Origin of the sequence: Desulfosarcina sp. (assembly GCF_046496365.1) — a bacterium.
Taxonomy (GTDB): Bacteria; Desulfobacterota; Desulfobacteria; order Desulfobacterales; family Desulfosarcinaceae; genus Desulfosarcina.
In genome coordinates, this window is the sequence record NZ_JAWOHB010000043.1 from 1 (window position 1) to 25,744 (window position 25,744).

At 57.1% G+C, this 25,744-nt stretch carries 20 protein-coding genes; 17 read left to right on the forward strand and 3 right to left on the reverse strand.

What is annotated here, in order from left to right:
* The 6 genes from R6V78_RS02830 to R6V78_RS02855 form a co-directional block, all read left to right on the forward strand.
* On the forward strand, window positions 1-537 hold a 537-nt coding region (locus tag R6V78_RS02830; RefSeq protein ID WP_410287809.1), incomplete at its 5' end, for a YSC84-related protein.
* Between the two features lie 190 nt (window positions 538-727).
* On the forward strand, window positions 728-1,093 hold the full coding sequence (locus tag R6V78_RS02835; protein ID WP_410287810.1) for a hypothetical protein: 366 nt from the start codon (window positions 728-730) through the stop codon (window positions 1,091-1,093).
* Window positions 1,094-1,151: 58 nt separating this feature from the next.
* Entirely contained in the window at window positions 1,152-1,562 is a 411-nt protein-coding gene (locus R6V78_RS02840; RefSeq protein WP_410287811.1) for a cysteine rich repeat-containing protein, read from the forward strand.
* Window positions 1,563-1,685: 123 nt separating this feature from the next.
* Window positions 1,686-2,489 (forward strand): hypothetical protein, encoded by an 804-nt coding sequence (locus tag R6V78_RS02845; protein WP_410287812.1) that lies wholly within the window; start codon window positions 1,686-1,688, stop codon window positions 2,487-2,489.
* Window positions 2,490-2,765: 276 nt separating this feature from the next.
* Window positions 2,766-5,591, forward strand: a complete 2,826-nt coding sequence (locus tag R6V78_RS02850; RefSeq protein ID WP_410287813.1) for a patatin-like phospholipase family protein — start codon at window positions 2,766-2,768, stop codon at window positions 5,589-5,591.
* A 120-nt stretch (window positions 5,592-5,711) separates the two neighbouring features.
* Window positions 5,712-6,176 (forward strand): PaaI family thioesterase, encoded by a 465-nt coding sequence (locus tag R6V78_RS02855; protein WP_410287814.1) that lies wholly within the window; start codon window positions 5,712-5,714, stop codon window positions 6,174-6,176.
* A gap of 189 nt (window positions 6,177-6,365) precedes the next feature.
* Here R6V78_RS02855 and hisA read toward each other — a convergent pair whose 3' ends face one another.
* Both hisA and R6V78_RS02865 read right to left on the reverse strand, forming a co-directional pair.
* The gene (gene hisA / locus R6V78_RS02860) at window positions 6,366-7,127 is read right to left on the reverse strand and encodes a phosphoribosylformimino-5-aminoimidazole carboxamide ribotide isomerase (protein ID WP_410287815.1); all 762 of its coding nucleotides are present in this window, start codon (window positions 7,125-7,127) and stop codon (window positions 6,366-6,368) included.
* Between the two features lie 46 nt (window positions 7,128-7,173).
* Window positions 7,174-9,669: an EAL domain-containing protein gene (locus R6V78_RS02865; RefSeq protein WP_410287816.1), complete on the reverse strand. Its 2,496-nt coding sequence runs from the start codon at window positions 9,667-9,669 to the stop codon at window positions 7,174-7,176.
* 230 nt (window positions 9,670-9,899) lie between these two features.
* Here R6V78_RS02865 and R6V78_RS02870 point away from each other — a divergent pair, with 230 nt between their 5' ends.
* On the forward strand, window positions 9,900-10,901 hold the full coding sequence (locus tag R6V78_RS02870) for a methyltransferase (protein WP_410287817.1): 1,002 nt from the start codon (window positions 9,900-9,902) through the stop codon (window positions 10,899-10,901).
* 26 nt (window positions 10,902-10,927) lie between these two features.
* Window positions 10,928-11,692 (forward strand): 16S rRNA (guanine(527)-N(7))-methyltransferase RsmG, encoded by a 765-nt coding sequence (gene rsmG / locus R6V78_RS02875; RefSeq protein ID WP_410287818.1) that lies wholly within the window; start codon window positions 10,928-10,930, stop codon window positions 11,690-11,692.
* Between the two features lie 132 nt (window positions 11,693-11,824).
* Here the strand turns inward: rsmG and carB are convergent, their stop codons facing one another.
* On the reverse strand, window positions 11,825-15,043 hold the full coding sequence (gene carB, locus R6V78_RS02880) for a carbamoyl-phosphate synthase large subunit (protein ID WP_410287819.1): 3,219 nt from the start codon (window positions 15,041-15,043) through the stop codon (window positions 11,825-11,827).
* Window positions 15,044-15,214: 171 nt separating this feature from the next.
* On the opposite strand from carB, the gene ileS reads away from it, so the two are divergent.
* From ileS to R6V78_RS02925, 9 genes are all read left to right on the forward strand, one after another.
* A complete protein-coding gene (gene ileS, locus R6V78_RS02885) occupies window positions 15,215-18,028 on the forward strand; it encodes an isoleucine--tRNA ligase (RefSeq protein WP_410287820.1) in 2,814 nt (937 codons plus the stop codon).
* A 58-nt stretch (window positions 18,029-18,086) separates the two neighbouring features.
* A complete protein-coding gene (lspA, locus tag R6V78_RS02890; RefSeq protein ID WP_410287821.1) occupies window positions 18,087-18,611 on the forward strand; it encodes a signal peptidase II in 525 nt (174 codons plus the stop codon).
* A 55-nt stretch (window positions 18,612-18,666) separates the two neighbouring features.
* Window positions 18,667-20,103: a DNA polymerase III subunit delta gene (holA, locus tag R6V78_RS02895; protein WP_410287822.1), complete on the forward strand. Its 1,437-nt coding sequence runs from the start codon at window positions 18,667-18,669 to the stop codon at window positions 20,101-20,103.
* Window positions 20,104-20,179: 76 nt separating this feature from the next.
* Window positions 20,180-20,389, forward strand: coding sequence for a hypothetical protein (locus R6V78_RS02900; protein ID WP_410287823.1), 210 nt, complete (start codon window positions 20,180-20,182; stop codon window positions 20,387-20,389).
* A 201-nt stretch (window positions 20,390-20,590) separates the two neighbouring features.
* The gene (locus R6V78_RS02905) at window positions 20,591-21,763 is read left to right on the forward strand and encodes an ABC transporter substrate-binding protein (RefSeq protein ID WP_410287824.1); all 1,173 of its coding nucleotides are present in this window, start codon (window positions 20,591-20,593) and stop codon (window positions 21,761-21,763) included.
* 125 nt (window positions 21,764-21,888) lie between these two features.
* Window positions 21,889-22,854 (forward strand): branched-chain amino acid ABC transporter permease, encoded by a 966-nt coding sequence (locus tag R6V78_RS02910; RefSeq protein ID WP_410287825.1) that lies wholly within the window; start codon window positions 21,889-21,891, stop codon window positions 22,852-22,854.
* A gap of 55 nt (window positions 22,855-22,909) precedes the next feature.
* Entirely contained in the window at window positions 22,910-24,253 is a 1,344-nt protein-coding gene (locus R6V78_RS02915; protein ID WP_410287826.1) for a branched-chain amino acid ABC transporter permease, read from the forward strand.
* Between the two features lies 1 nt (window position 24,254).
* Window positions 24,255-25,028 (forward strand): ABC transporter ATP-binding protein, encoded by a 774-nt coding sequence (locus R6V78_RS02920; RefSeq protein WP_410287827.1) that lies wholly within the window; start codon window positions 24,255-24,257, stop codon window positions 25,026-25,028.
* A complete protein-coding gene (locus R6V78_RS02925; protein ID WP_410287828.1) occupies window positions 25,028-25,744 on the forward strand; it encodes an ABC transporter ATP-binding protein in 717 nt (238 codons plus the stop codon). The genes R6V78_RS02920 and R6V78_RS02925 overlap by 1 nt, the downstream gene beginning before the upstream one ends.

Below are 25,744 nucleotides of genomic sequence, written 5' to 3' on the forward strand. Positions count from 1 at the left end.
ATGGCTGCGGCCGGTTTCAATTTGGCCCAGGCCGATGAGTACACGGATACGGTTGAAGTTTTTGCCAAATCCCCGGTGGTGAAGCCTTTTTTGGATAATTCCTACGGGTATGCGGTTTTCCCGACAGTGGGCAAGGGGGGATTTGTCGTCGGGGGTTCATATGGCACCGGCCGGGTGTATGCGCAGGGCAAGGCCACCGGCACCACCAAGCTGATCAAGGCGACCATCGGTTTGCAGGCCGGCGGACAGGCCTTCAGCCAGATGATCTTTTTCCAGGACAAACGCGCTTATGATGAATTCACCGGAGGCAGCTTCGAATTGGGCGCCGACGCGTCTGCGGTCGCCATTACCGCTGGCGCACAGGCAAGCGCAGGTACCGGTGGTGCCACTGCCGGAGCCAGTGCCGGCCCAGCAACCGGAAAGCAGGCCCCAACGAGTTACCACAAGGGCATGGCCGTGTTCGTTCACGCCAAAGGCGGGCTGATGTATGAAGCTGCCGTGGGCGGACAGAAGTTCAGCTTTGAAGCCAATAAGTAGCCTGGGATATTGTTTTCCAGTGTGGGAAAGTGACTTCCGGCAAACTGGCTCCATAACCATGAACCGATAAAGGCACCCATGGATTCAAGGAAACAGTTTGCCGTTCTTAAACAAATTGTATGCAAATGCCTTTGATTTTGACGATTCGAATCTCGGTTGTCTGCAACATACACAATCCAAGGAGACTGTTATGAAAACACCACCAATTTTTGCCGTCGTCTTTTTAATTGCCGTGGTATTTTTTTCACCTGTTTTGGCCACTGAAACCAGCAGCGCTGAATCGACCGGCCCTGACGAAGCGCTTGTCAAAGCGTATTTGGAAAAGAAAGCGCCCGGAGACACAGGCTCCTGTCTTACAGAGCATATGAAAATGGAAATAGTAGGGATCAGTGACGTGATGCCTGGTCATCAAGCGGAAGTGTTTTATAAATTCGAGTACAAGCTGCGCTGCAATCGCGGTTCGGAGTCCAAAAGCGGTCAAGGGGTTCTGCATGCCGCCCGTTTGAGGGATGGCAATTGGATAGATCGGGAAACCTTTGCAATAATAAACAAATAAAATGAACTTTTCCGTCTGTTCGAGGCGGATCTTACCAATTTAAAAGGAGGGAAAGATCATGAAGACCGGTTCCATTTTGAGCATTGCCATCTGTGTCACGTTATTATTTGCAGTTTCCGCCGGGGCTCAGCAGAGCCTGGTGGAGACTGTGGCCAACGGCTGCAAGGCAGAAATCGACACCTACTGCAAGGATGTGACCCCTGGTGAGGGTCGCGTGCTGGCCTGTCTTTATGCCCACGGCGATAAATTGTCGGGAAAATGCGAATACGCGCTCTATGACGCCGCGGCGCAGTTGGAGCGGGCCGTGGCCGCGTTGTCCTACGTGGTCAACGAGTGTACCGACGACCTGGATCAGTTCTGCATGGGTGTTGCCGCTGGAAATGGGCGGCTTAAGGATTGCCTTGAGAAAAACGATTCGAAGGTCAGTTCGCGGTGTAAGGACGCCATGAAGCAAGTCGGGTTAAAGTAAAAAATCTGCCCGTGTGGAAAACCTTACCAGACAGCCACTCCGATATTTTAAGAAAGGAAAGGCATGCAATCAAAAAAGATAAACGTCCTGTCAATTGGCTTTTTTGCAGCGATGGCAGTCCTATTGGCCTTTTCGCAAGCTAACGCAGCGCAGAAAAATGCAGCCGGGGATTCACCGTGGGAAACGTTCGGCGTCAATCTGGGTGTTTTCGTTTCTGCGACGGACACCAGTTTTCGCATCGGATCCGGCATCGGGTTAAACATCGATGCGGAAGAGGCGCTCAATTTGGACGCGACCAATACCGTTTTCCGTGCGGATGCCTTGTGGCGTTTTTCCGACAACCAGCGCCATCGTCTGGATTTCACCTGGTTTTCGCTCAACAGAGACGCTACCCGGCAGATCGGTCAGGACATCACCATCGAAGACAAGGATGGCAACCCGATTACGATCGATGCCGGCAGCACCGTCGAAACCCACTTTGACTTTGACATTTATGAACTGGCCTACAGCTACTCCTTCTTCCAGGATGACCGCGTCGACTTGGCGGTGGGAATCGGCCTGTTCCTCATGCCCTTGGACTTCGGCCTAAGGTCCGCTGGCGTCGTCGATGAGGACGGGTCGGCGAGTTTTACCGCCCCCTTGCCGGTCTTCGGACTACGCATGGATGTCGCCCTGACCCCCAAATGGTTTCTTCGAAGCGGAACGCAGATCTTTTATTTGGAATACGACAGTTTCACTGGATCGGTATTTGAATTCAAGGCGGCGATCGAGTACAACCCCTGGGCGCATGTGGGCCTGGGGCTGGGATTTGACACCCTGAGAGTCGCATTGGAAGCGGATGGGGAAGACTATCCGTCAATCGATTTCAGAGGCAATGTAGAATTCGCCTACTCGGGATTGCAGTTGTACCTGCGCTATTTCTTTTGACGATCTCGGTGGGAAGATGTCAAGGACGCTGCCTCCGCGTCCGAACGCAAGAAATTCATCGCGCTGGTAGAGTCTTTCCACAAATACGGGGACCAGTACGATGTGGACTGGTTGCTCATGGCCGCTCAAGGAAGCGATGGTGGAGAAAAAGCAGACCGTGGAGAAGATAAAGGGCCAGAGTAAATGCGCTTTCACAAATTCACCTTGCCTACGATCGCCCAACGCCAAAAGAGGTCGAACCCGTCAACCATCGCTAACAACAAAAGAGGACGAAGCATGCCAGTCCGGCCTTTGAAGTCAGCCCTGCTCGTTATAATCCTATTGTCGTCGCTCACTTGCCCCTTATCTGCCGCAGATGACACCTACCCCAATCGTTTTTCACTGGCCATCAGCGGTGGCGCCAGCAAGGGCGCCTATGAGGCCGGGCTGATCTGGGGCTTGGTCGAAGTCCTTCGCCAGGTGCAGAACACCGAGATCGGGGTGCTGGGCGGCGAGCCGCGGGCCGTCGACATTGCCAGTATTGCCGGAACATCGGCGGGCGGGATCAACACCCTGCTCGCCGCGATGGCCTGGTCGGTCAAACCGGAACGTGACGGCGGCTTCGCCAATCGCATCGATGAGAATATTTTCCGGGATGTCTGGCTGACCCCCGATGTGAACCGGTTGCTGCCCATCGAGCCCGATTCCCCCCAGTACCTGCCCGATGACGCCATGCTGTCCCGCAGAGATCTCGTCGCGGTTGCCCGGGAACTCAGCGAAAAATGGCGCCGGCCGGGAACGTTTCGCGCCGGTCTGCGGCTGCCCATGGGGGTCACGGTAACCCGGGTGCAACCGGACACTCTCTTCGTCAACGGCGTTGCCGTGAGCAACCAGCGCTTTTACATCCCCTTTGAAATGCGCACGCAGGCGGACGGCAGCGCCGCATTCTTTTTCGACCCCCACGACTATCCCGCCCTTTCCGACCCGGCGATGATCCTCATGCCCTGGGCGGCCGACGACGCGCCTTTCACCGTTTCCGACCAGCAGGTTCAGGATGTATTGATGACGACCAGCGCCTTCCCCATCGGTTTCGGTCGCAAGCGCCTGCAATATTGCCGGCGTATGGGAATCGCGACTGACACGACCAACGCCGCAAGGTCCACGGTGACCAACGGTTCAGGAGAACCTGCAGGCGTGTGCCCGGAAGGATACGAACTGACCGAGGCCGAATTTGCCGACGGCGGCCTGTTCGACAACCTGCCCATCGGTCTGGCCCGCACGCTGGCCGAATCCAGCGCGCTGCACAAGAAAATGCCCCTGCCGGTCAAGTACATTTATGTCGACCCCAACCGGGAACGGCATCAAATTCATGTGGCGCCGGAAAAACGTGCCTGCGACGGCGACACCCCGCCGGAGGCCTGTCGTACCCTGACCTTCGACCTGGGATCGGAATCGGTGGTCTTAGGCGGTGCCATCGGCACGGCCCGCAAGTATGAGCTCTACCGGGAGCTGACCGGTGACAACTGGCGTTTCAACCTTTCCCAGCTGGCCCGCAAGATGGCCGATACGATCGAGGCCGAAGCACTTGACGTGAATTGTAACGCCGGTCTGCCCTATTTTGACGGCCAACCGGCGTGCGGGGATCGGCTGCGCCATACTGCCCGTCTTTTGGAACTCACCCACAGCTACCGGATGCCGCCTGTCTTCGGACCCCTTTCCGCCCGGGCCCTGCTTCAGGCGGGCATTGCCGGGACATGCCGCCCGCCTTCATCGTCGATGCAAATTATTGGCTATGATGCCGAATGTGCGATTGACGCCAGGCGCCTGAGAATGCAGCTGGCCAAGGTGCTCACGGATCTCTCCGCACAGGTCCTGCCCGACGAGGAGAACCTTGCCAAAGAAATACAACGGTCGGCCCTTTCCATCGATTCGGATCGCCTGATGCAGGTGACCAGCCGCGGCGGTTCCATCACCGGCACCCTGCTCGACGACTTCGGCGCGTTTCTGGACTACAAATTCCGTGAGTACGATTACACCGTCGGGGTTTACGACGCCATCCTGACCATTGCCAATATCCAGTGCATGCAGAATCTCCCCGCTGGGGACCAGCAGGATCAGCGTCTGAGCTGCCGTGACCGCCTGAGCGAACAGCTCTACCGGCTGGTCGGGATCGCCGACAACCCCAAGAGCCGGTATGTATTTGCCATGATGGCCCGGCAGGAATTCGGCGGGGAAGGTGGGTTGCGCTTTGCCTACGACCCCATGCCGCCCGAAGATCGCGATATGCGCATCATCTTCGAAGGCCTCGACCTGGCTTACCTGGCTCCCGCTCGGCGTGATCGCCCGACCGAGGAGCTTCTCTCAACCGAACAGGCCTTTTTCGAGCACCTCAAGGCCGAGGGTTTCGCACCGACGCCATCTCCTCAAGGGGAAACCTCGCTGCTTACCCTGATCATGGACGATCCCCAATACTGGGCCCACGAACTGGTCAACCGGGTAACCAACCGTCTGGTCTACCTCGAACAGCAGGCGGATGCCGTCTACCAGGCCCGCGAACCGGATCCTGAAAAACAGGTTCAGGCCAATCCCACCCTCATGGGAGCCGGTGCGTTGACCCTTCGGACCGCCACCTACAAATACCCGGATTTCACCCTATCGCCCTCGACGGCCCCTGAATCCTGGTTCTGGCGCAACATCATCCCCTATGAAACGTCATTTGATTTCATGGACGGCGATGTCGTGTTTTATTGGCAGCCGACCTGGAATTTCAACCGCATCAATGCCGGTTTGCGCATGGGTTTGGGCTTCACCGGCGGTGTGGTCAATTCCAATGCGGACGAAGACCGCGAAAATTACGGGGTCCTGGGTCTGGATCTGACGCGACTTGAAAAAACATCCCTTTTTTCGGGGTGGGGCATCACACCGGCCGTTTACCATAACTGGACCCATCCGAAAGAAAGCGACCAGACGACTTTCGGCGTGGACGTGCATGTCAATTTGCTGAAAAACCGGGTGCGCATCAGCCTGGGTGCCCGGGATGTCATCAACGCCACGGAGGACACCGTTTTCTTGACCATCGGCATCGCCGATCTGCCAGGCCTATTTTACTGGATGAGTCGTTGATGCCACTAAAATGTTTAAATCGATGCCCCATGTGATATGCTCAACAAACTTGAAGGTATAAAAAGCGAAAAGGAGGCGCAGTTTAAATGCGAAGCGATCATACATTGATTCCATTACAACATGGCCATGAATAAGAGCAACCACACTGGTCCTCACCGTTTCACTATGCCTGCATGGATTAGCTGTGCACCGTTCGAAAAAATGCTGGGCATGGAAATTGTCAAGGCTGAGGCTGGTGAGGCTATTCTAAGAATGCCTTTTATCGAGTCACTCGCTCAAGGTGCCGGTCTGATGCATGGCGGCGCAATGGTCAGCTTGGCAGACACAGCCGTGGTGATGGCTATTAAGAGTGTTGTCTTGCCCGGAACCCATTTCGCCACCCTATCCATGCAGAACCGTTTTCTTCATCCAGTGAAGCAGGGCATCCTCGAGGCAAAGGCAAGCGTTGCCGAACGCGATGGTTCTATCATTAAGGGTTCATGTAATATTTTTGACGAAGAGGGGCGCAAGGTCATGATATTTGAATCGGTTTTTAAAATCGCCAAGAATGCAGAAATCAAAGCTATCGTTTATGGGAAACCATAATCTTTGGTTTAAACACCTGCCTCCATTCTCCGGTTCAAGTCCGGATGCCGCGTCCAAAAGCATCGAACACAAAGGGCTGGATGTCATTCAGCCCCTTTTTATTGTGCAAGGCATGCGAAGTCGATTACCGCATTCAAAAGAATGCATGCATTGCAGCTGACCCGCTTCGCGGGCAGCCTGACCGGCTGTTTATGGTCCATAGCGCCGGGCCAGGTCGTTATAACGCAGCCCGGTTCCGCCGAAAATGTCCAGGGCACTGCCTACGGTGAAATCGATCCTCTCGTTTCCCAGGGTCGCGATCAAATCAATATCCTCCTGACTGGATATACCGCCCGCATAGGTGACCGGCCGACCCTCCCAGCCTCCCAGATAGGCCACCAGGTCGGTTTCGATACCTGCGCAGCGGCCTTCGACATCCACGGCATGGATGAGAAATTCATCACAGTATTCGGAGAGGCGGTCCATGAGGCGGTGTGTGACCACCTCGTCGGTGAATGTCTGCCAGCGGTTGGTGGCGACCAGATAATCATGGCCGCGCTTTCGGCAGCTCAAGTCAAGCACGAGGCGGGTTTTTCCGATTTTTTGACGCAGTTCCCCGAGGCGGGCCATGTGGATTTGACCCTCGTGGAAGACCCAAGAGGTGACGATGACGTGGCTGGCGCCGGCATCCAGCCATTGGCTGGCATTGCCGACATCGATACCACCGCCTACCTGCATGCCGCCCGGCCACCGGGACAGGGCCGACCGGGCTGCCGCCGCATTTCCTCCGCCCAGCCGGATGATGTGACCGCCGGTAAGGTTGTCCCGCCGATACAGGTCCGCAAACCAGCCGGCGGGCCTTTGTGTTTGAAAGTTTGTTTTCAGACCATTGGCTTCGCCATCGGACAGCGTGGCACCGACAATCTGTTTTACCACGCCATCGTGCAGATCAATACAAGGGCGAAAACGCATGATGAACTCCGGATTGCGGATGGATCGATAAAGTCCCAATGATTTTTCAGGTCTTTGGGTCTGTCGGGTCGGACGTCTTCCTCTGGTGTTCCAACAGGTCTTTGAACTTGTCCACGGGGACCGGATGGGCAAAAAGAAATCCCTGCATGCTGTCGCATCCGTGGCTCGCCAGAAAATCCTTCTGCTCCTGGGTTTCCACACCCTCGGCAACGGCATCGATATTCAGGTTGCGGGCCATGGCGATGATGGTTTTGACAATCTCCTGGTCCGCCTTGCTTTTCATTGCGTCGGAGATGAACGACCGGTCGATTTTCAAAGCGTCGATGGGAAAGCGTTTCAGGTAGCTCAGGGAGGAGTATCCGGTGCCGAAATCGTCGATCGAGAAGGTGATCCCCTTGGCCCGCAGGGCATTCATTTTTGCGATGCAGACTTCCGGATTCTGAATCACGCTGCTCTCGGTGACTTCCAGTTTGAGGCTCTCCGGAGGCAGTCCGGAGGCAGTGATGATGTCAACCACCATCTGCTCAAAATCTGGCTCCTGAAACTGTCTGGCGGAGAGGTTGACGGCGACGAACAGATCGGGGAATCCCATGTCATGCCATCGCTTGGCCTGCGCGCAGGCGGTTTGCAGGACCCACCTTCCCACTGGAACGATGATGCCGGTTTCCTCGGTGATGCGGATAAAATCAGCAGGCAGAATGAGCCCCAGATCGGGGTGGTGCCATCGCAGCAGGGCTTCCATGCCCTCGATGCGGTTGTTTCGGCTGACCAGCGGCTGGTAGTAAAGCACGAGCTCATTCTGGTCCAGGGCTTTTCTCAGGCTGCTTTCCATTTTCATTCGGTACAGGGCTTTGCGGTTCATCTCCTCGGTAAAGAACCGAAAGTCGCCCCCGCCGCTTTCCTTGGCGGTGTACATGGCCATGTCTGCATTTTTTACCAGGCCTTCCACATCCCAGCCGTCATTGGGAAAGACGCTGATGCCGATGCTCGTGGAGGTAAATATCTCGTGGCCGTTGAATCGGAACGGCTGGACAAGTGATTCCAAGATTTTACGGGCCACGCGGGCGACATCGATGTCACGGTTCAGGTTGGTCAGGATTACCGTAAATTCATCACCGCCCAGCCGGAACAGGTGGTCTGTTTCCCGAAGCGATGCCTTGAGCCGATTCGCCACCCCTTTGAGCAGTCGGTCTCCGGTGTCGTGGCCCAGTGCATCGTTGACCTGCTTGAATTTATCCAGATCCAGAAACATCAGCGCCCAGGCGCGGTCTGAATCCCGACGGCTCGAATGTTGAAGCATATCGTCCAGGCACATATAAAATGATTTTCGGTTGGGAAGCCCGGTGAGTACATCATGATAGGCGACGTAGCGCAGCTCCGCGTCTTTCTTTCGTCGTTCACTGACATCCTGAAGGGTGATGACATACCCTTCGGGATTGCCGTCGGTGTCGAAGAAGACAGCACCGCTGATGGAAACATCCACCAATTGCCCCGCTTTGGTCAAGCGTTGGGTCTCCACACCTGAAAAAGCGTCTCCCAGTTTGATTTTCGCCATGAATTCTTGGGTTTCGAGCAGGTTTGCTTCGGGAATAAAATCAATAACACGGTTGTGGCATTCATCCAGGGTCCAACCGAACACGGTCGTGAAGGCGGGGTTCAGGTAGATGATCCTTTCGGCCATGTCCCGGACCATGACCGGATCGGGCGCTGCTTCCAGCACGGTGCGGTGGCGCTGCTCGCTTTTGGTCAATGCCTCCTGCGCGCGTTTGCGTTCGGAGATATCCCGGTAGATCACATAGATGGCCGGTTGGTCTTTTTCCGTGGCGATTGGTTTGGCGAGGATGGAGACATCCACCAGGGTTCCATCTTTTTTCATTCTCCTGGTTTCCACTTCAAAACATGCCCCACCAATCGCGCGTGCGGAAAGGGAGAGGCTTTCCGCTTTCAGATGCTGTGGAACGATCAGTTCATCCATGCGCTGGCCGACGCAGGCGTGTCGCGTATATTGGAACAGGTGGCAGAACTCTTCATTGACGCGGATGACCCGATCTTCCATGTCGAGAATTGCTATGGCTTCCGGGGCAATGTCAATCAGTTGATCGGCATAATTTTTCTGGCCTAGGAGTTTCCTTTCGGCCTGCCTGCGTTTGGTGACGTCCTGGATGACACTTTGGTATCCATAGGTGCCACCGTCCGGCTTATCCAGCCGCATCAGGGTCACCAGGCAGTGTTTGAGCTGGCCGCGGCTGTCCACGAAGATCACAGGCGTGTTTTGTACGAGGCCTGTTTCTTCAACCTTGCTGATCAGACGCGCCTGGTCCGCCGTATGGGCATAAAAAGAGGTGATGTTCAACTCGACCAGGCCGGTTGGATCAACGCCCAGAAACGTCACTGCAGCGGGATTCAAATCCAGGATCAGGCCGTCCGGTGCGCTGACGATTACCGCGTCGGGAGATCGTTCGAAAAGGATGCGATAACGATCCTGGGCAGCCTTTGCATCCCTGACCGCGGTGCCTGATTCAGTGCGGCTTTGTCCGGTCATACGTTATCCCCATGTCGGGCGGACCACGGTGCCTTTTTTGAGATTGGCAGCCAACCGCCGGCTTGCAGAAATAAACCTAACAAAAACAGACCGGATTTGGCAAGTGGATAAGCGTTGCCCCAAAACACGGGTAAGTGCGGAATCGTTGACAAGTTGAGCACAATCCCCTACCTAATGGGTTAAGGTGCCATCGTCCCAATCGGATCCCGACAGCCATGCAAGGGGGGCAAATGAATCATCAACCCTGGTCTCCTGAAGCGATCCTCAAAACATCCGGCGCATACTGGGCCGCCGGCGCATTGCACGCAGCCGTGGCGTTAGACCTGTTCACCCGGATCGGTGACAGCCGCGTGAAGGGGCGGATCGTGGCGGGACAACTCAATGCACCGGTCGATGCCGTCTGCCGCCTTCTGGATGCCGTGACCGCCATGGGCCTGCTGACTAAAGATGCGTCGGGCTATGCCAATACCGAAGCCAGCCGTGCATACCTGTGTTTGAATTCCGAGCGCTACATCGGCTACATCATCCGGCACCACCACCATTTGATGCGCTCATGGGCAAAGCTGCCCGAAGCGATTCTCACCGGAAAACCGATCCGGCTGCCGATGCGGGAGGAAGCGCAGGAGGAACGCGAGGCGTTCCTTATGGGGATGTTCAACCTGGCCATGCAGGTGGCGCCGCGGCTGGTAACCGTTGTCGATCTCTCCGGCTGCAGGAAATTACTGGACCTAGGCGGCGGCCCAGGCACCTATGCAATCCATTTCTGCCGCCAATATCCGGGTCTTTCCGCGACGGTGATGGACCTGCCGACTTCCCGGTCGTTTGCAGAAAACACGATACGGAAAATGGAAATGGTGCAGCGGGTCACCTTTGCTGCCGGCGATTATCTGCTCGATGACATACCCGGACACTACGATGCGGTGTGGATGTCGCATATCCTGCACGGGGAATCGGAGGAGCGTTGCGCGCGCATTATTGAAAAGGCATACCATTGTCTGAACCCAGGCGGGGTCGCTGTCATCCATGAATTCATCCTGGACGACAGTCTGGACCGGCCGCTTTTTCCGGCGCTGTTTTCATTGAACATGCTGCTGGGAACCGAAGGCGGGCGGGCGTACAGTCAGGGACAGCTTACCGGTATGCTGGCAACCGCCGGGCTGGTTGATATTCAGCGGCTCGATTTTTGCGGGCCCAATGAATCCGGCGTCCTCCGGGGCGTCAAGCCCGCCTGATCCGGCCAGGATGGTGGAGGCATGGCGTGAAAATCGATTCGAAACGATGGCGGCAGACGCTGATCGAGGGGGCTAGGGCACTGGGGCTGGACCTTTCGGCCGATCAGTCGCTAAGCATGCAGCGACATGCGCTGGAGCTGCTTCAGTGGAACCGCGTCACCAATCTGACGACCATTGCCGATCCGCTTGAAGTGGCGCTCAAGCACTATGTGGATTCCCTGGCCGTGGCGCCGTGGATCAACGCGGGTGCCCGGGTCCTGGATGCCGGTTCCGGCGGTGGATTCCCCGGCATACCGCTCAACATCATGAGGCCTGACCTGTCGGTCACCATGGTGGACAGCGTCCGCAAAAAAGTATCTTTTCTCAAACATGCCATTCGAACTTTAGGGCTCAGCGGTCTCTACGCGATTCACGGACGGCTGGAAGAATTGTCCGTGTTGCCGGCTTTTCGTGGAAGGTATGCGATCGTGGTTTGCCGGGCGTTTTCATCCCTGCAGGACTTTTCCCGCCTGGCCCTGCCGTTTCTCTCTCCCGGTGGCAGCCTTCTGGCCATGAAAGGGCCGCAGACGGACCGCGATCATGAAAACGGGATTCCCCGCGATGCGGGGACAATCATCCTCAACGGAACACCCTTTGCCATTCACATTCACCGCTATCGCCTTCCGCTACTGGATGTTCAGCGCAGTTTGGTGCGGCTCACACCCGGACTGAAGGACAGCGATCTGCAGTCGGAGGATCGCGGTCCCAGGACCTTAAACGGCAATGGCGACAGGCAAATGTCGTCAGGCTGAAGATCAGCAGGCCGGCATGTCCGGCCGTTTTTTGCAACCAGAGACAGCCCGAAACCACCGGATCCATTGACCCCGCAAAATCAGTTTGACGCCCAATTCGCCGTCGAAGGCCGCATGCAATCAGCTTTGCGCTCATTTCAGCGTCCGCACGTAAGACTGCAGCGTGCACAGGCTGTCCTGTCCTTGTTTCCGTGCAGCGATTCCCTTGGCTGCCGCCAGTGCACCTGCCGGTGTGGTGATGTCCGGGATGTTGTATCGGATGGCGGTTTTGCGGATATGGGCATCATCTTGCTGGCTCTGGGTGCCGCTGGGCGTATTGACCACCAGGGCCACCTCCCCGGTCTTGATGCCGTCCACCAGGTCGGGGCGGCCGAACCCAAGCTTTTTCACCAGCTGCGCGCTGATGCCGTTTTTGTTCAGAAAGGCATGCGTGCCGCGCGTGGCCTGGATGCCGAACCCCATCTCCTTGAACAATCGCGCCGGTTCCAAGATACTGGGTTTATCCGCGTCGGTAACCGTGATCAGAACATTCCCACTCAATGGCAGGGTGGGGCCAGCCGCCTCCTGGGAGGTGAAATAGGCCATACCGAAACCATCCGACAACACCATGGCCTGACCGGTGGATCGCATGCGTGGACCCAGTAACGGATCGGCCTCCGTGAAGGTGTCAAAGGGAAACACCGAGGACCGGATGCCGTAATGGGGCAGCAGCCGGCGGGGCAGGTCCATCTCTTCCAGATGCATGCCCAGCATGATCTCGACCGCCCGCTCGGCCATGGGAAGGTTGCAGATTTTGGAGACCAAAGGCAGGGTTCGACATGCCCATGGATGGGCTGCCAAGAGGTAAACCGTGTCATTATAAACGGCGAAGCGGGTATTGAGCAAGCCTTTCACATTGAGCTCCAAAGCGATTTTTTGCACGATGGCGCGAATGGTTTCCACGTGCCGCGGTGGGGTGCTGTACGGGGGTATCACCAGGGCGGCGTCTCCCGAATGTACCCCGGCCAGTTCGATATGCTCCATGACCGCCGGCAGATAAATCGCCCTGCCGTCACATAAAGCGTCGGCTTCGACTTCGATGGCATATTCCAAAAACTGTTCCAGCAGCATCGGCGAACGGGATGAAACCGCTGCGTTCATCACATGCTGTTCCATCATTCGGGCATCCATAATGATGGATCTCCTGCTTCCCTGCCTGTCCGTCTGGGGGCTGGCCACGAGGGGATAACCGATGGACTCCGCCATATCCATGGCCTGTTCCGGTGTGTCGGTGACTCGGATCTGGGGGTGGGGGATACCCAGAGACTTCAGCAGGTTGCTGAACTGCAGGCGGTCCTGGGACAGCACCGCACGTTCATGCACCGTTCCCAATACCTGGAAGCCGGCATTGCATAGGTCCGGGTAAAGATCCATGGCCTGGTGGCCCCCTAACTGGAGGATGATGCCGTCGGGGCGCTCCGATCGGCAAACGGCCTTAATGTCGGCGGCCGTCACGGGTTCCACGTAGATGCGGTCGGCATCCTTCAGTCCGCATGCCGAAGCGGGGTTGCTGGTGACCAAAATTACTTGCCGGCCGGCCGCACGCAGGGCCTTGGACCCGTGCACGCAGCAGTGGTCCAGTTCGATGCTCTGGCCGATGCGACCGCAGCCGGGTCCGACAATGAGAACACTCTTACCCATGGGTGAGTGGTGCCCTGACCCGCTTGCGGATGTGTTGAACCAGATGCGGGAGCTATCGACATCAGCCGACGCCCGGGGTCGGAGTTTCAAATTGGCGGCGGACAACAGTTGTGCAGCGGAATCCTCCGAAATTCCCAGCAGGCGGGACAGGCCGGCTTCGTTGAACCCGGCTGCGGCAGCTTTTTCAGTCAGCGATGGCGACAGCGGCTTCCCCGCTGCGTCGGCCAACTCGGTTTCCAGGTCCGCCAGACCGGCCAATTGCTGGATCCATCCAACATCGATCCCAGTAACTGCGGTTATCGACAGCGGATCGGCGCCCTTTTTCAAGGCTTCATGCATGACCTGCAGACGGTCCGGTGCCGGTGAAACCAGCTCGCGCATCAGTGCTTCGACGGTGAGCGGAGTCAGTTCGGGCTGCAGACCCAACAGTGGGAACCGCGGGGAGCGGCTCCGGGCGGCCTTTTGAAGGGCTTCCGGAAAACTGCAGCCGAGGCCGAAGACCTCTCCGGTTGATTTCATTCGGACATCCAACCTGGCCGCTTCGCCTGGAAACCTTTCGAACTCCCAGCAGGGCAGACGAACGACCACTGTATCGGTAGACCAGGCAGCGGCCATGCGGGAGTCGTCTGCGTGCAGGGCCGCTGCCAGCCCGGTGCCCAATGACAGACGGGCGTGAATGGCTGCAAGATCGATTCCGAAGGCTTTGGCACAAAGGGCGGTCATGCGCGAAAACCGGGTATCCACAGCCAAAAGCAGCACCTGGTCCGCGTCCGGTGAAACGGCAAATTTCAGATGTACGGCACCGGTCACGCCGGTAAACTCGGCCAGCTTGAATGCCGCCGCTTCGATTCGTTGAAGGGTCTGTTGATCGATGGTCATCGGGGGGAGAATGGTGGCTGAGTCACCGCTGTGGATACCGACGGGATCCATATTTTCGGCCATACCCATGACCTGCATGCGGTTGTCGGTATCCCGCAGCAATTCGACTTCCAGTTCGCGATATCCGGTCAGCCCCTTTTCGATCCGGAAAACGCCGGTTGGGTCCGATGGCAGACGTCCTCCGGCAGCGAGCAGGCCCAGCTCCTCCACATTGAAGGCGGTCCCATAGCGCTGGGAACCTAAGATATCGGTTGTCCGCACGAAGACCGGATACCCGATCTTTTCCGCAGTGTCGGCTGCATCGGCCAGGCTGCCGGCGGCTTGCCCGTCGGGGCAGGTCAGACCGAGTGGGTTGACACGATCGCAAAACAGGAGCGGTTCATCCACCAGATCCAAGGCATTCTCTTTCAATCCAATCAGTTGAATACCCATATCTTTCAACAGGCCGTTGCGCACCAGCGCTTTTGCCAGACCCAATGCGATCGGCCCGCCGACGGTGGGGAACAGCGCGTCGGGCTTTTCCCTCAAAATGACTTCAGTCAGGGATTGAATGTTCAAGGGCACCATGTAGGTGCGATCGGCTGTTTCCACGTCGGCAGCCAGGGCGGACGGGTCACAGTGGACCATAACGGTATGAAGGCCTGCCTGTCTGAAGACTTCGCAGGCCCGGCAGGCGGCGTCGTCGTATGCGCCCGACTGCCCGATCCTGACCGGGCCTGATCCAATGATGAGGATTTTTTCCATGGGGTGGGGCGACATGATCTCTCCTTTGGCAGTATCCTTCCATTTCATGCGCGTTTGACAGTTCCCGCACACGTTTAGGTAGAGGCCGTATACTGACCCAAAACCGGTTCGTTTTCAAGGATCAATATCGTTGTTTTCACCTTTCTAATGGCTTGACATGAACCCGCTTTCAAAGTATAAGCCTCTGTTTAACATGAAAATTCCGCTATGGAGGCATCGATGGATTACAAGAAGACGCTGAATCTTCCCAATACCGGCTTTCCCATGAAAGCAAACCTCGCCGCTCGCGAACCCGAACAGTTGCAAACCTGGGAACGCAATGGACTTTATGACCGTATCCGGGAGGCGTCCAAGGGACGGCCGGCTTTTACCCTGCATGACGGCCCGCCTTATGCCAACGGCCATATCCATATCGGAACGGCGCTGAACAAGATTTTAAAGGACATTATCATCCGATCCCGCCAGATGGCCGGCTTCGATGCCGCCTACGTTCCCGGCTGGGACTGTCACGGCCTGCCCATCGAACATAACGTGGACAAGGAGTTGGGAGCCAGGAAGAAGGAGATGACCCAGGCCCAGGTTCGCCGCCAGTGCCGTGCCTATGCCGAAAAATTTATCGGTATCCAGCGCGACGAGTTCAAACGCCTTGGGGTAATGGGCGAGTGGGACAACCCCTATCTGACCATGGATTTCCGTTACGAGGCGGTGATTGCCAGAGAGTGCTGCAAATTCGCTCTCGACGGCAGCCTGTTCCGCAGCAAGAAACCCATCCACTGGTGCTGTAGCTGCAACACGGCCCTGGCCGAGGCCGAGATCGAGTACCACGATGAAACCTCGCCTTCGGTTTATGTCAAGTTCGCCCTGAAGGACAATCCCGCGGATATTTCCGCCGAGCTGGCCGGGAAAACAGTATTCGTGGTGATCTGGACCACCACCCCCTGGACCCTGCCGGCCAACCTGGCCGTGGCGCTGCATCCTGATATCGATTATGCGGCCGTTGAAACCGGCGACGGGCAGACGCTTATTCTGGCCCGGGAACTGGTGGCAGACTGCATGACGATCTTCGGCATCCCCGACTACCGCATTCTGGTCGATATCAAGGCCCGGGATATGGAAAACAAGCGCTGTCGCCACCCCTTCTACGACCGGGATTCGCTGATCATCCTGGGCGACCATGTCACCCTGGAAACGGGAACCGGATGCGTCCATACCGCACCGGGTCACGGTCGGGAGGATTACGAAGTCGGCCTGCAGTATGGGCTGGAGGCCTACTCGCCGGTCAACGATAACGGCGTTTTTACCGACGAGGTGGGCCTGTTTGCCGGACAGTTCGTTTTTAAGGCCAACGAAAATATCAATCAGACCCTGTCTGACAAGGGGGTGCTGCTTGCCAAAACCGACATCAGGCACAGCTACCCCCACTGCTGGCGATGTAAACGACCGGTTATTTTCAGGGCAACGCCCCAGTGGTTTATCTCCATGGACAAGAATGGGCTGCGCAAAAGATCCCTGGAGGCGATCGACCGTGTCAAGTGGATTCCCCGCTGGGGCCGGGAGCGCATTTACGGAATGATCGAAAACAGGCCGGACTGGTGTGTTTCCCGACAACGGGCCTGGGGTGTTCCCATCACGGTCTTTATCTGTGAGCGCTGCGACGCCGTGCATATGGACGAGGCGGTCATGAACCAGGTTTTCGACCAGTTTGCGGCCCACGGCGCCGACGTGTGGTTCGAAAAGGAGGCGGCCGACCTGCTGCCGAAAGGTTCAGTCTGTAAGAGTTGCGGCCACGGGGCCTTTGCCAAGGAGACCGACATCCTGGATGTCTGGTTCGATTCGGGCGTGAGCCATGCCGCGGTGCTCGAAGACCGGGACTACCTGCACTGGCCGGCGGATCTGTATCTGGAGGGCAGCGATCAGCATCGCGGCTGGTTTCACAGCGCCCTGCTCACTGCCGTGGGCACCCGGGGTGAGGCCCCGTACCGCAGTGTATTGACCCATGGCTTTGTGGTCGATGCCGAAGGAAAAAAACAGTCCAAATCCCTGGGCAACGTTGTGGCTCCCAAAACGGTCATCGACAAATACGGGGCGGAGATTCTGCGCATGTGGGTGGCAGCCTCCGACTACCGTGACGATGTGAGAATTTCCGACAACATTCTCAAACAGCTCAGCGATGCCTACCGCCGGATTCGGAATACGGCCCGTTTTCTGCTGGGAAACCTGGATGATTTCTCACCGGAGACCGACAGGGTCGGCCACGAACAGATGCTGGACATCGATCGCTTTGCGCTGCACACGCTCCAGGTGCTTGTGGAACGGGTACTCAAGGCTTACGATACCTACGAGTTTCACGTGATTTATCATCGGCTGTACAACTACTGCACCGTTGACCTCTCCTCGTTTTACCTGGACATCCTAAAAGACAGGCTTTATACCAGTCCACCGGCATCAACTGCCCGGCGCAGCGCCCAGACGGCCATGCTTGCCATTTTGGATGCCATGGCCCGGATGATGGCTCCCATCATGCCGTTTACGGCAGAGGAGATCTGGAGTTATATTCCGGGGACGAAGGAAAAGGCGCCCAGCATCCACCTGGTCGCTTTCCCCAGACCGGATGCCGGACTGAAGGATGAGGTCCTGGCTAAAAAATGGGCGGCGCTGATCGGCGTGCGGGCTGAGGTGACCAAAGCGCTGGAGCAGGCCCGCGCGGATAAAGTGATCGGCCACTCCCTTGATGCGTCGGTCACCGTTGGGCTTGCCGATGACCTATATGCCCTCATGACTGGTTTTCAAGAGGACCTTCGCTCCATTCTTATCGTTTCCCAAGCCGCCGTGGTGGCCGGCGAAATCCCCGCTGCCTACGCCGGTCAGGAGACGGCGGGTGTCTGGGTGAAGGTCGAACCTGCCGGCGGTGAAAAATGCCAACGGTGCTGGGTCCATGATAACAGCGTGGGGAAAATTGAAGGCCACCCCACCATCTGCAGCCGCTGCAGCGGCGCGCTGGCGCAGCTGGAAGGCTTGGATGCGACGTCGTGATCAAGATCCGATGAGACCCGCTCATCCGCACAATTTCCCGACCGACGATCGTTCGGATATGGATGCACAGAAACCGAAACCGGGACCCGGCGGCCGTCTGCCCTCCTTGGGCTTCAAGCCGTTTGCGATGATTGCCGGACTGGTGGTGTTGCTGGACCAGGCCACCAAACTGCTGGTTCTGGCTAAACTGCCGCTCCACCATGCCGTCTCGGTGATCCCCGGCTTTTTCAACCTGACCCATATCCGCAATCCCGGGGGTGCGTTTGGCTTCATGGCCTCCGGCAGCCTTGAAATCCGCAGCCTGTTGTTCCTCGGCGTATCGGTTTTCGCCATGGGATTGATTGTCTACTTTTACCGCAGCACGCCAAAAGCCTATCCTTATCTGGCGTCGGCCCTGGCCATGATTTTCGGGGGGGCCGCAGGCAATCTGGTCGACCGGCTGCGTTTTGGCGAGGTGGTTGATTTTCTGGATTTATACGTGGGTGTTTACCATTGGCCTGCATTCAACGTGGCCGACAGCGCCATCTCCATCGGCATTACGATTTTTATCTTCCACGCGGTAATGGGAAAAATGCCGTCCTAGTGTTTTTGGCGTTCGTCGATTAAACAGGCCAAGGGCAGGCGGCGGTGCTGACTTTATGACGACCATCGCGTACAGTTCATTTTCAGAATATCTCAGCGACGCCACCGCAGCCGGCTGGCCGGCGGTGACCTTGATATGCGGTGAGGAAATGCTCTGCAAAAAAGCCGCCGAGGCGGCTCTGGACGTCCTGCTGCCCCAGGCGGAGAGACTCCTGAGCATAGACCGTTTCGATGGCAATGAAGATACCATCGGCGACGCGCTGACAAGCATGAATACTTACGCCCTGCTGACTGCCGCCAAGGTGGTGCTGCTCCAGGATGCCCGGCTCTTTTATTCCGCCAAGGCCCAGCAGGGGCTTCGCGAGAAGATGACGCAGGCCGCCCAAAGTGGTGACCTCAAAAAGGCATCGCGGCTTTTTCTGAACTTGATGGCGCTTAACGGGCTGAGTTTTGAAGAGCTGGAGACACCCGCCCTGAGAAACAAGCTGGTCGACGATGTCGACGGCGGCGTGGCCTCCTGGTTCACCCAGTTGATGGATTATTGCCGCGAGAACGCACTATCAATCCCGGATAGGCGCGATGATGCCGATCTGCTCAAATCAGCAATGGAAAAGGGCTTTCCGGATGGGCATCACCTTGTCATTACCACCGATGTCGTCGACCGCCGCAAAACCGTGTTCAAGCACATCGATGAAATCGGCCTGGTGGTGGACTGCACCGTTCCCGGAGGGGAGACACGGGCGGACCGCATGGCCCAGGACGCGGTGGTTCAAGCCGCGATGGATGATGCCCTGGTGCAGGCGGGTAAACGAATGGTCCAAGAGGCCCGCCAGCGGTTGATGCAGTGGACCGGCTTCGATCTGCGCACCCTTGCCGGCAATCTGGAGAAACTGATCAGCTTCGTCGGCGACCGCCAGACGATTACCGATGCGGATGTGACCCGTGTGCTGCAGCGCACCCGCAAGGATCCCATCTTCGAGTTTACCAATGCGGCTGCGGACCGGGACCTGTCGGCCGCACTGTTCTTCATGAAGCGCCTGCTGGACGAAGGGCTGCATCCGCTGCAGCTGCTGGCGGCGCTGGCCAATCAGATCCGACGGTTGCTGCTGGCCAAAGACTTCATTTTGCGGGACCGGGGCCGCTCGTGGTCCGCCCGCATAACCTTCCCGCAGTTTAAAGCCGGTCCCTTCAAGGCGGTTCAGGCAGACGATGGGGCTTTTGCCGTGCTTCTGGAACAATGGGATACGATGCTTAACCCTTCGGTTGAGGCTAAAAAACGCCCCAAGGCCGCATCCAGCGACCTGGTTCTGGCCAGGAATCCCAAAAGCCCGTTTCCCGTCTATCAGACGCTTAAAAAGGCAGATCTTTTTTCAGTCAAAGCGCTGACACGGGCAACGATTGACTTGAGCGACACCGATAAACGGATGAAATCAACCGGCCAGGACCCCCGAATCCTGCTGGAAACCTTTTTGATCCACTTTTGCCGGAATTAGGTTTATCCCGGCGTTAACATGGAATCCACCACGGGTTTCCGCCTATCCGCCATCAGCTGCGGCAGCGAGGTCAAACGTGGGTTTTTTGAAAAATCAGCAGATCAAAGCGGCCCTTCGCCTCCTGGCCTGGCAATATGAAAGAACCGGCCAGGCCTTGCCGGAAAGGGCCCGGTTGGAAGCACACGCCCGGCAGCTCGTGGCGGACGCCCACCGCATCGCCAGGGAACGGGGAGGGAATGTGCTTGCTATCTTGAAGGAAATGGTCGCGACCCTGCGTCCACGCTGATCACCGGCCGCGAAACGGCTCAACGCCCCGTCGCGGATGGGGCGGCCAAAAACGATGCAGCCTCCCTTTGACCCGCAGGGGATGCCGGCTAAAATGGCGTTGAAAAACACACGTGCCCATGGTAGGGTTGCACGCTATCCACTTCGGGGTGCTTATCCCCCAATCCACACCCACCCAATCGGCAGCAAAAGGAGGAGTGACATGCGTAAATTTTCAGTCGTTTTGGTATTATCCCTGGTTGCGGTAATGGCCTTCACGTTCGCGGCGGTGGATGCCGGCGCGGCGGATGCCATCAAAATCGGTTTCAACATCCCCTTGACCGGTGACAACCCGGATGTGGGGGCATCATCCAAAAACGCCGCGGAAATGTATTTGAAGAAAAATCCCAAGGTCGAGGTGGGCGGCAAATCCTATGACCTGAAGTTCCTTTTTGACGACAACGAGTACAAGGCCGAATCCGCCGTCAAGGTCAGCACCAAACTGATCACCGAAGAGGGCGTGCTGGGCATCATCGGCCCCCAGGCCTCCAGCCAGGCCGTTCCGGCCGGTGATGTCGCCAACAACTATGCCACCCCCATGATCAGCCCCTGGTCTACCAACCCCAATACCACGCTTGATCGGCCCTATGTTTTCCGCGGCTGCTTCCTGGATCCCTTCCAGGGGCCGGTGGCTGCCAATTTCGCCACTGATGAGCTGGGCGCCAAGAAGGCCGCCGTACTTTACGACATTGCTGCCGACTACCCCAAGGGGCTGGCTGAATTTTTCAAGGAGGCGTTCGAAAAGATCCATGGTTCCGGCTCTGTTGTGGCCTTCGAAAGCTTCACCACCGGTGACAAGGATTTTTCCGCCCAGATGACCAACATCATGATGTCCGGCGCGGATGTGCTCTTTACCCCCCAATATTACAGTGAAGTCCCCCTGATCGTCCGCGCCGCCAAGGAGATGGGCTGGACCAAACCGATTCTGGGCTCCGACTCCTGGGGGGGCGGCGACCTGATGGGCCTTTGTGGCGATGACTGCAAGGGGTACTACTTTTCCACCCACTATGCTGCGGCCGGCGCCAAGGGTGAGACCAAAGCCTTCATCGACGAATATACCGCCGCCTATGGCAAAACTCCCGACGATGTGGCCGCCCTGACCTGGGATTCACTGGGCCTGATGATCCAGGCCATCAAAAACACCGGCACGCTTTCCGGTGACCTCAAGGCCGACCGTGTCAAGGTCAAGGATGCCCTGGCATCCATCAAACAATTTCCGGGCATCACCGGTGATATGACCTTCACCCCCGAGGGGGATCCGAACAAATGTGCCGTCGTGGTCAAGATCAACGATGAGGGCAAGTTTGAATTTTTTAAATCCGTCTGCCCCAAATAAATCCTGAAACCGACAAGCTGTTGTTGTGACCCGCCGGCCGCCACCCCGAAGGGGAGGCGGCCGGTCCAACAGAGAAGGGAGCGGGCATGCCTGTTCCCCTTTGCTTTTGACGGGAGCTGCCTTCCATGACCGCTAACTTCTTTTTGCAGAACCTGATCAATGCCCTGCAGTGGGGAAGCTTCTACGCCCTGATCGCACTCGGCTACTCCATGGTCTACAGCATTTTGATGCTGTTCAACTTCGCCCATGGAGATATCTTCATGGTGGGCGCCTACATCGGCCTTGGCGTGGCGCTGGGATTGTTGTCTCTTTTCGGTACGGGGGCGGCGGCCATTTTGCCGGGCTGGATGCTGCTGGTGATGACGCTGTTGATCTCCATGTTCCTCACCGCCTTTGTCGGCATCATCGTCGAGCGGGTGGGATACCGGCCTCTCCGGGAGGCACCGCGGGCATCTGCCGCCATTACCGGCTTGATGATCGGCATCATCCTGGAAACCGCCAACATCCTATTTCTGGGCGGCTCGCGGCTGAAGTTCCCCCAGCTGATCGAATCGGTCACCTACAACATCGGCGGCGTTTACGTGACCAACAAGAAGATCATGATTGTGCTGGTTTCAATCGGCCTGATGCTGGCCCTGCACCAGTTGATCTCCAGGACGAGGTGGGGTATGGCCATGCGGGCCATGGCCTACGACTATGTGGTCGTCCCTCTGGTCGGGGTGCCCATGAACACCATTGCCGCCATGACCTTTGCCATCGGTTCGGCGCTGGCGGCCGCCGCCGGCATTCTTTTCGGTCTGGCCTACCCGGTGCTGGACCCTTACATGGGGGTCAGCTTCGGGTGGAAGGCCTTCGTGGCGGCCATCCTCGGCGGACGTGGGTCCATCATGGGGGCCTGCATCGCCGGCTTTATGCTCGGTTTTATCGAAATCATGACCGTTCCGGCGATCCAGATTGTCAACCGCCTGTTCTCCTTGAATATCGGGTCCAACCTGCGTGATCTGATCGCCTATTCCATCGTTTTGGTGATTCTCATTTTCAGACCCCACGGACTGTTCGGGCAGGCCTACAGCGCAAAACTGCGGCTCTGACTACGTTGGGCAAAATCCTCATCCTGATCGCATCTGCGGACAAGGAAACATAACCATGGATGAAACGCACGCACCGCGACAGACCGGCGGCATGATATACCGAGTCGGCCTGTTTTTTAAACCGGTGCCACTTTTGGGATACCTTCTCGGGGCGCTGATCTGTGTGCTCTGGGAGCAGCTGGTCGGCGAAGGATTGACCTCGGTTTTGGGGCTGCCCAAGATGCCGGTGCTTTTCGGGCTTCTGACCATTTTCAAAGTGCTGGCCGGGATTATCAATTTTTTGATCAAAGGCGATGCATTCAACTGGGCCACCGTGATGCATATTCCCGCAGGTTTGGTCTACCTGGCCGTTATTTATCTGATCCCGCTGGCCCTTGTCGCAAGGGTTGTCGTAAAACCGGCCAATGCACTGGCCCGCTACCTTCAGGGATTTCCCCTCATCGTCACCGCACTGGTTCAGCTGGGCTTGATGTATGCGGTGCTGCACATCTGGGCAGAGATGAGCGACTACCGGTTGATTTTCCTCAAGCTGACCTTGATCGCCGTTTTGTTTACCCTGAGTCTGAACATCATCAACGGGTACATGGGCGAATTCTCATGTTCACATCCCGGCTTCATGGCCATCGGCGCATACATGTCAAGCCTGTTTACGGTGGGGCTGTTTACCAGTGACAAGGTGCTGGGCGATGCGGTGTTCAATTTTTCCGTCGCCTACCTCTCTTTTCCCCTGGCACTTGTTTTCGGCGGTTTGGCGGCTTCATTGGGTGCATTGATCATCGCCATTCCCTCCTTTAAAACCCGCGGGGACTACCTGGCCATCATCAGTCTGGCGTTTCTTTTCATCGTCAAGAGTTTTTTTGAGAACATGCAGTCATTGGGCGGCAGCCGGGGAATTTCCGGACAGCCCGACTGGGCGACCCTGCCGGTGATTTTCATCACCATGGCCTTTGGTATCTGGACGATCAACAACTTCGTCACCTCCATTATGGGCAAAGCACTCAACGCGGTGCGCGACGACGAAACGGCGGCCGAAGCCATGACCGTCGACACCCGTAAAACCAAGATGGCGGCTTTTTTGTTCGGCGCCTTCTGGGCCGGTGTGTCGGGCGGTCTGCTGGCCCATGTGCTGCGCTACGTGAACCCGGCCATGTTCAGCGTCCAGAAACTGGCCGAAGTTCTGGCCATGGTCTATTTTGGCGGCCTGAACTCCGTTTATGGCTCGATTGTCGGCGCAGTGTCCATCAGTCTGCTGGGAGAGGCCCTGAGGCCTCTGGAAATTCTCAAGTGGATCGTCATCCCCCTGATGTTGATTCTGGTGATGATCTATCGGCCCACCGGGCTCATCGCTTTCAAGGAATTCGATGCCCGCCAGGTGTTCGGACCCAAGGAGGTGGATTGATATGCCGTTGCTTCACGTTACCGACATGAGCCATAATTTCGGTGGCCTGCAGGCTGTATCCGGATACAACCTCAATCTGGACCCGGGTCAGATCATCGGGCTGATCGGCCCCAACGGCGCCGGAAAAACCACTATTTTCAACCTCATCACCGGTATTTACCGACCGACAATGGGTTCGGTGCGCTTTGACGGTGAGGAACTGGTTGGCAAGAAACCCAACCAAACGGCTGCCATGGGTCTGGCCCGCACATTCCAGGAGATGAAGCTCTGGCGCCACATGAGCGTGCTGGACCACATCAAATTGGCCCGTTATTCCAAACTCTCCTATGGACTGATGGGCGCTTTTCTGGACACGCCCATGCGTCGGCGCCAAGAGCGTCATGCCGCTGAACTGGCCATGGAGTATCTCAAGATGTTCGCCGTTGATCAGTTCGCCGACCAGCTTGTGGTCAATCTGCCCTATGGCGCCCAGCGGCGGGTGGAGATGGCTCGGGCCATGGTCATCGAACCCAAGGTGCTGCTGCTGGACGAGCCCACCGTGGGTATGACCCCGGACGAGATGATGGCCATGATCGAGGTGGTCCGCAAAGCCCATGAACGTTTCAATCTGGCCATTTTTCTCATCGAGCACCGACTGCGGGTGGTTCACGAGCTTTGCCAGCATGTCCAGGCGTTGGTGTTCGGGCAGGTCCTCGTGGAGGGAACACCCAAAGAAGTCCAGAATCATCCCAAGGTCATCGAGGCCTACATCGGCGAACAGGAGGTTGATTTCTGATGCTCCTCAACGTAGAAAACCTCCGGGTTTCATATGGTAATATCAAAGCCCTGCATGGGATCAGTTTTAATATCGATGCCGGTGAAATTGTCACCATCATCGGCGCCAACGGTGCCGGAAAAAGTACAACCCTGCGGGCCGTTTCGCGCATGGTACCGGTTGAGCCGGGTTCGACCATGACCTGCATGGGAAAAGATCTGCTCAAATTTCCGGCCGACAAGGTTGTCAGTCAGCTGGGAATTACCCACGTGCCCGAAGGCCGTCGTCTGTTCGGCAACCTGACCGTAATGGAGAATCTGCAGCTGGCGACCTTTGCCCGCAAGGACCGTGACAATGTGAAAAAAGACATCCGGCGGGTGTTCGAAATCTTTCCCCGATTGGAAGAGCGCCGGTCTCAGGCTTCGGGCACCATGAGCGGCGGCGAACAGCAGATGCTGGCCATCGGCCGGGCGTTCATGAGCGGGCGCCGGCTGATGCTGCTGGACGAACCCTCCATGGGGTTGTCGCCGTTGCTGATGATGAATGTGTTTCAGGCCCTTAAGGAGATTAACCGGCAGGAGGGCACCGCCATCCTGCTGGTGGAACAAAATGCCCGCTTGGCCTTGAAATTTTCGCAAAAAGGATATGTTCTTGAAAACGGGAATCTGGTCCTGGAAGGCAATTCCGTTACCCTGATCAACGATCCCGGTGTGAAAAAGGCATATCTGGGGGGGTGA

What these genes read in the sequence shown, in the direction of transcription:
- holA (WP_410287822.1), top strand. Translation starts at nt 18,667, where the DNA reads ATGACGACCATCGCGTACAGTTCATTTTCAGAATATCTCAGCGACGCC.
- lspA (WP_410287821.1), top strand. Translation starts at nt 18,087, where the DNA reads ATGGATGCACAGAAACCGAAACCGGGACCCGGCGGCCGTCTGCCCTCC.
- R6V78_RS02840 (WP_410287811.1), top strand. Translation starts at nt 1,152, where the DNA reads ATGAAGACCGGTTCCATTTTGAGCATTGCCATCTGTGTCACGTTATTA.
- R6V78_RS02870 (WP_410287817.1), top strand. Translation starts at nt 9,900, where the DNA reads ATGAATCATCAACCCTGGTCTCCTGAAGCGATCCTCAAAACATCCGGC.
- R6V78_RS02905 (WP_410287824.1), top strand. Translation starts at nt 20,591, where the DNA reads ATGCGTAAATTTTCAGTCGTTTTGGTATTATCCCTGGTTGCGGTAATG.
- R6V78_RS02850 (WP_410287813.1), top strand. Translation starts at nt 2,766, where the DNA reads ATGCCAGTCCGGCCTTTGAAGTCAGCCCTGCTCGTTATAATCCTATTG.
- carB (WP_410287819.1), bottom strand. Translation starts at nt 15,043, where the DNA reads ATGAAATGGAAGGATACTGCCAAAGGAGAGATCATGTCGCCCCACCCC.
- R6V78_RS02915 (WP_410287826.1), top strand. Translation starts at nt 22,910, where the DNA reads ATGGATGAAACGCACGCACCGCGACAGACCGGCGGCATGATATACCGA.
- R6V78_RS02920 (WP_410287827.1), top strand. Translation starts at nt 24,255, where the DNA reads ATGCCGTTGCTTCACGTTACCGACATGAGCCATAATTTCGGTGGCCTG.
- R6V78_RS02925 (WP_410287828.1), top strand. Translation starts at nt 25,028, where the DNA reads ATGCTCCTCAACGTAGAAAACCTCCGGGTTTCATATGGTAATATCAAA.
- R6V78_RS02855 (WP_410287814.1), top strand. Translation starts at nt 5,712, where the DNA reads ATGGCCATGAATAAGAGCAACCACACTGGTCCTCACCGTTTCACTATG.
- hisA (WP_410287815.1), bottom strand. Translation starts at nt 7,127, where the DNA reads ATGCGTTTTCGCCCTTGTATTGATCTGCACGATGGCGTGGTAAAACAG.
- R6V78_RS02910 (WP_410287825.1), top strand. Translation starts at nt 21,889, where the DNA reads ATGACCGCTAACTTCTTTTTGCAGAACCTGATCAATGCCCTGCAGTGG.
- ileS (WP_410287820.1), top strand. Translation starts at nt 15,215, where the DNA reads ATGGATTACAAGAAGACGCTGAATCTTCCCAATACCGGCTTTCCCATG.
- R6V78_RS02865 (WP_410287816.1), bottom strand. Translation starts at nt 9,669, where the DNA reads ATGACCGGACAAAGCCGCACTGAATCAGGCACCGCGGTCAGGGATGCA.
- R6V78_RS02835 (WP_410287810.1), top strand. Translation starts at nt 728, where the DNA reads ATGAAAACACCACCAATTTTTGCCGTCGTCTTTTTAATTGCCGTGGTA.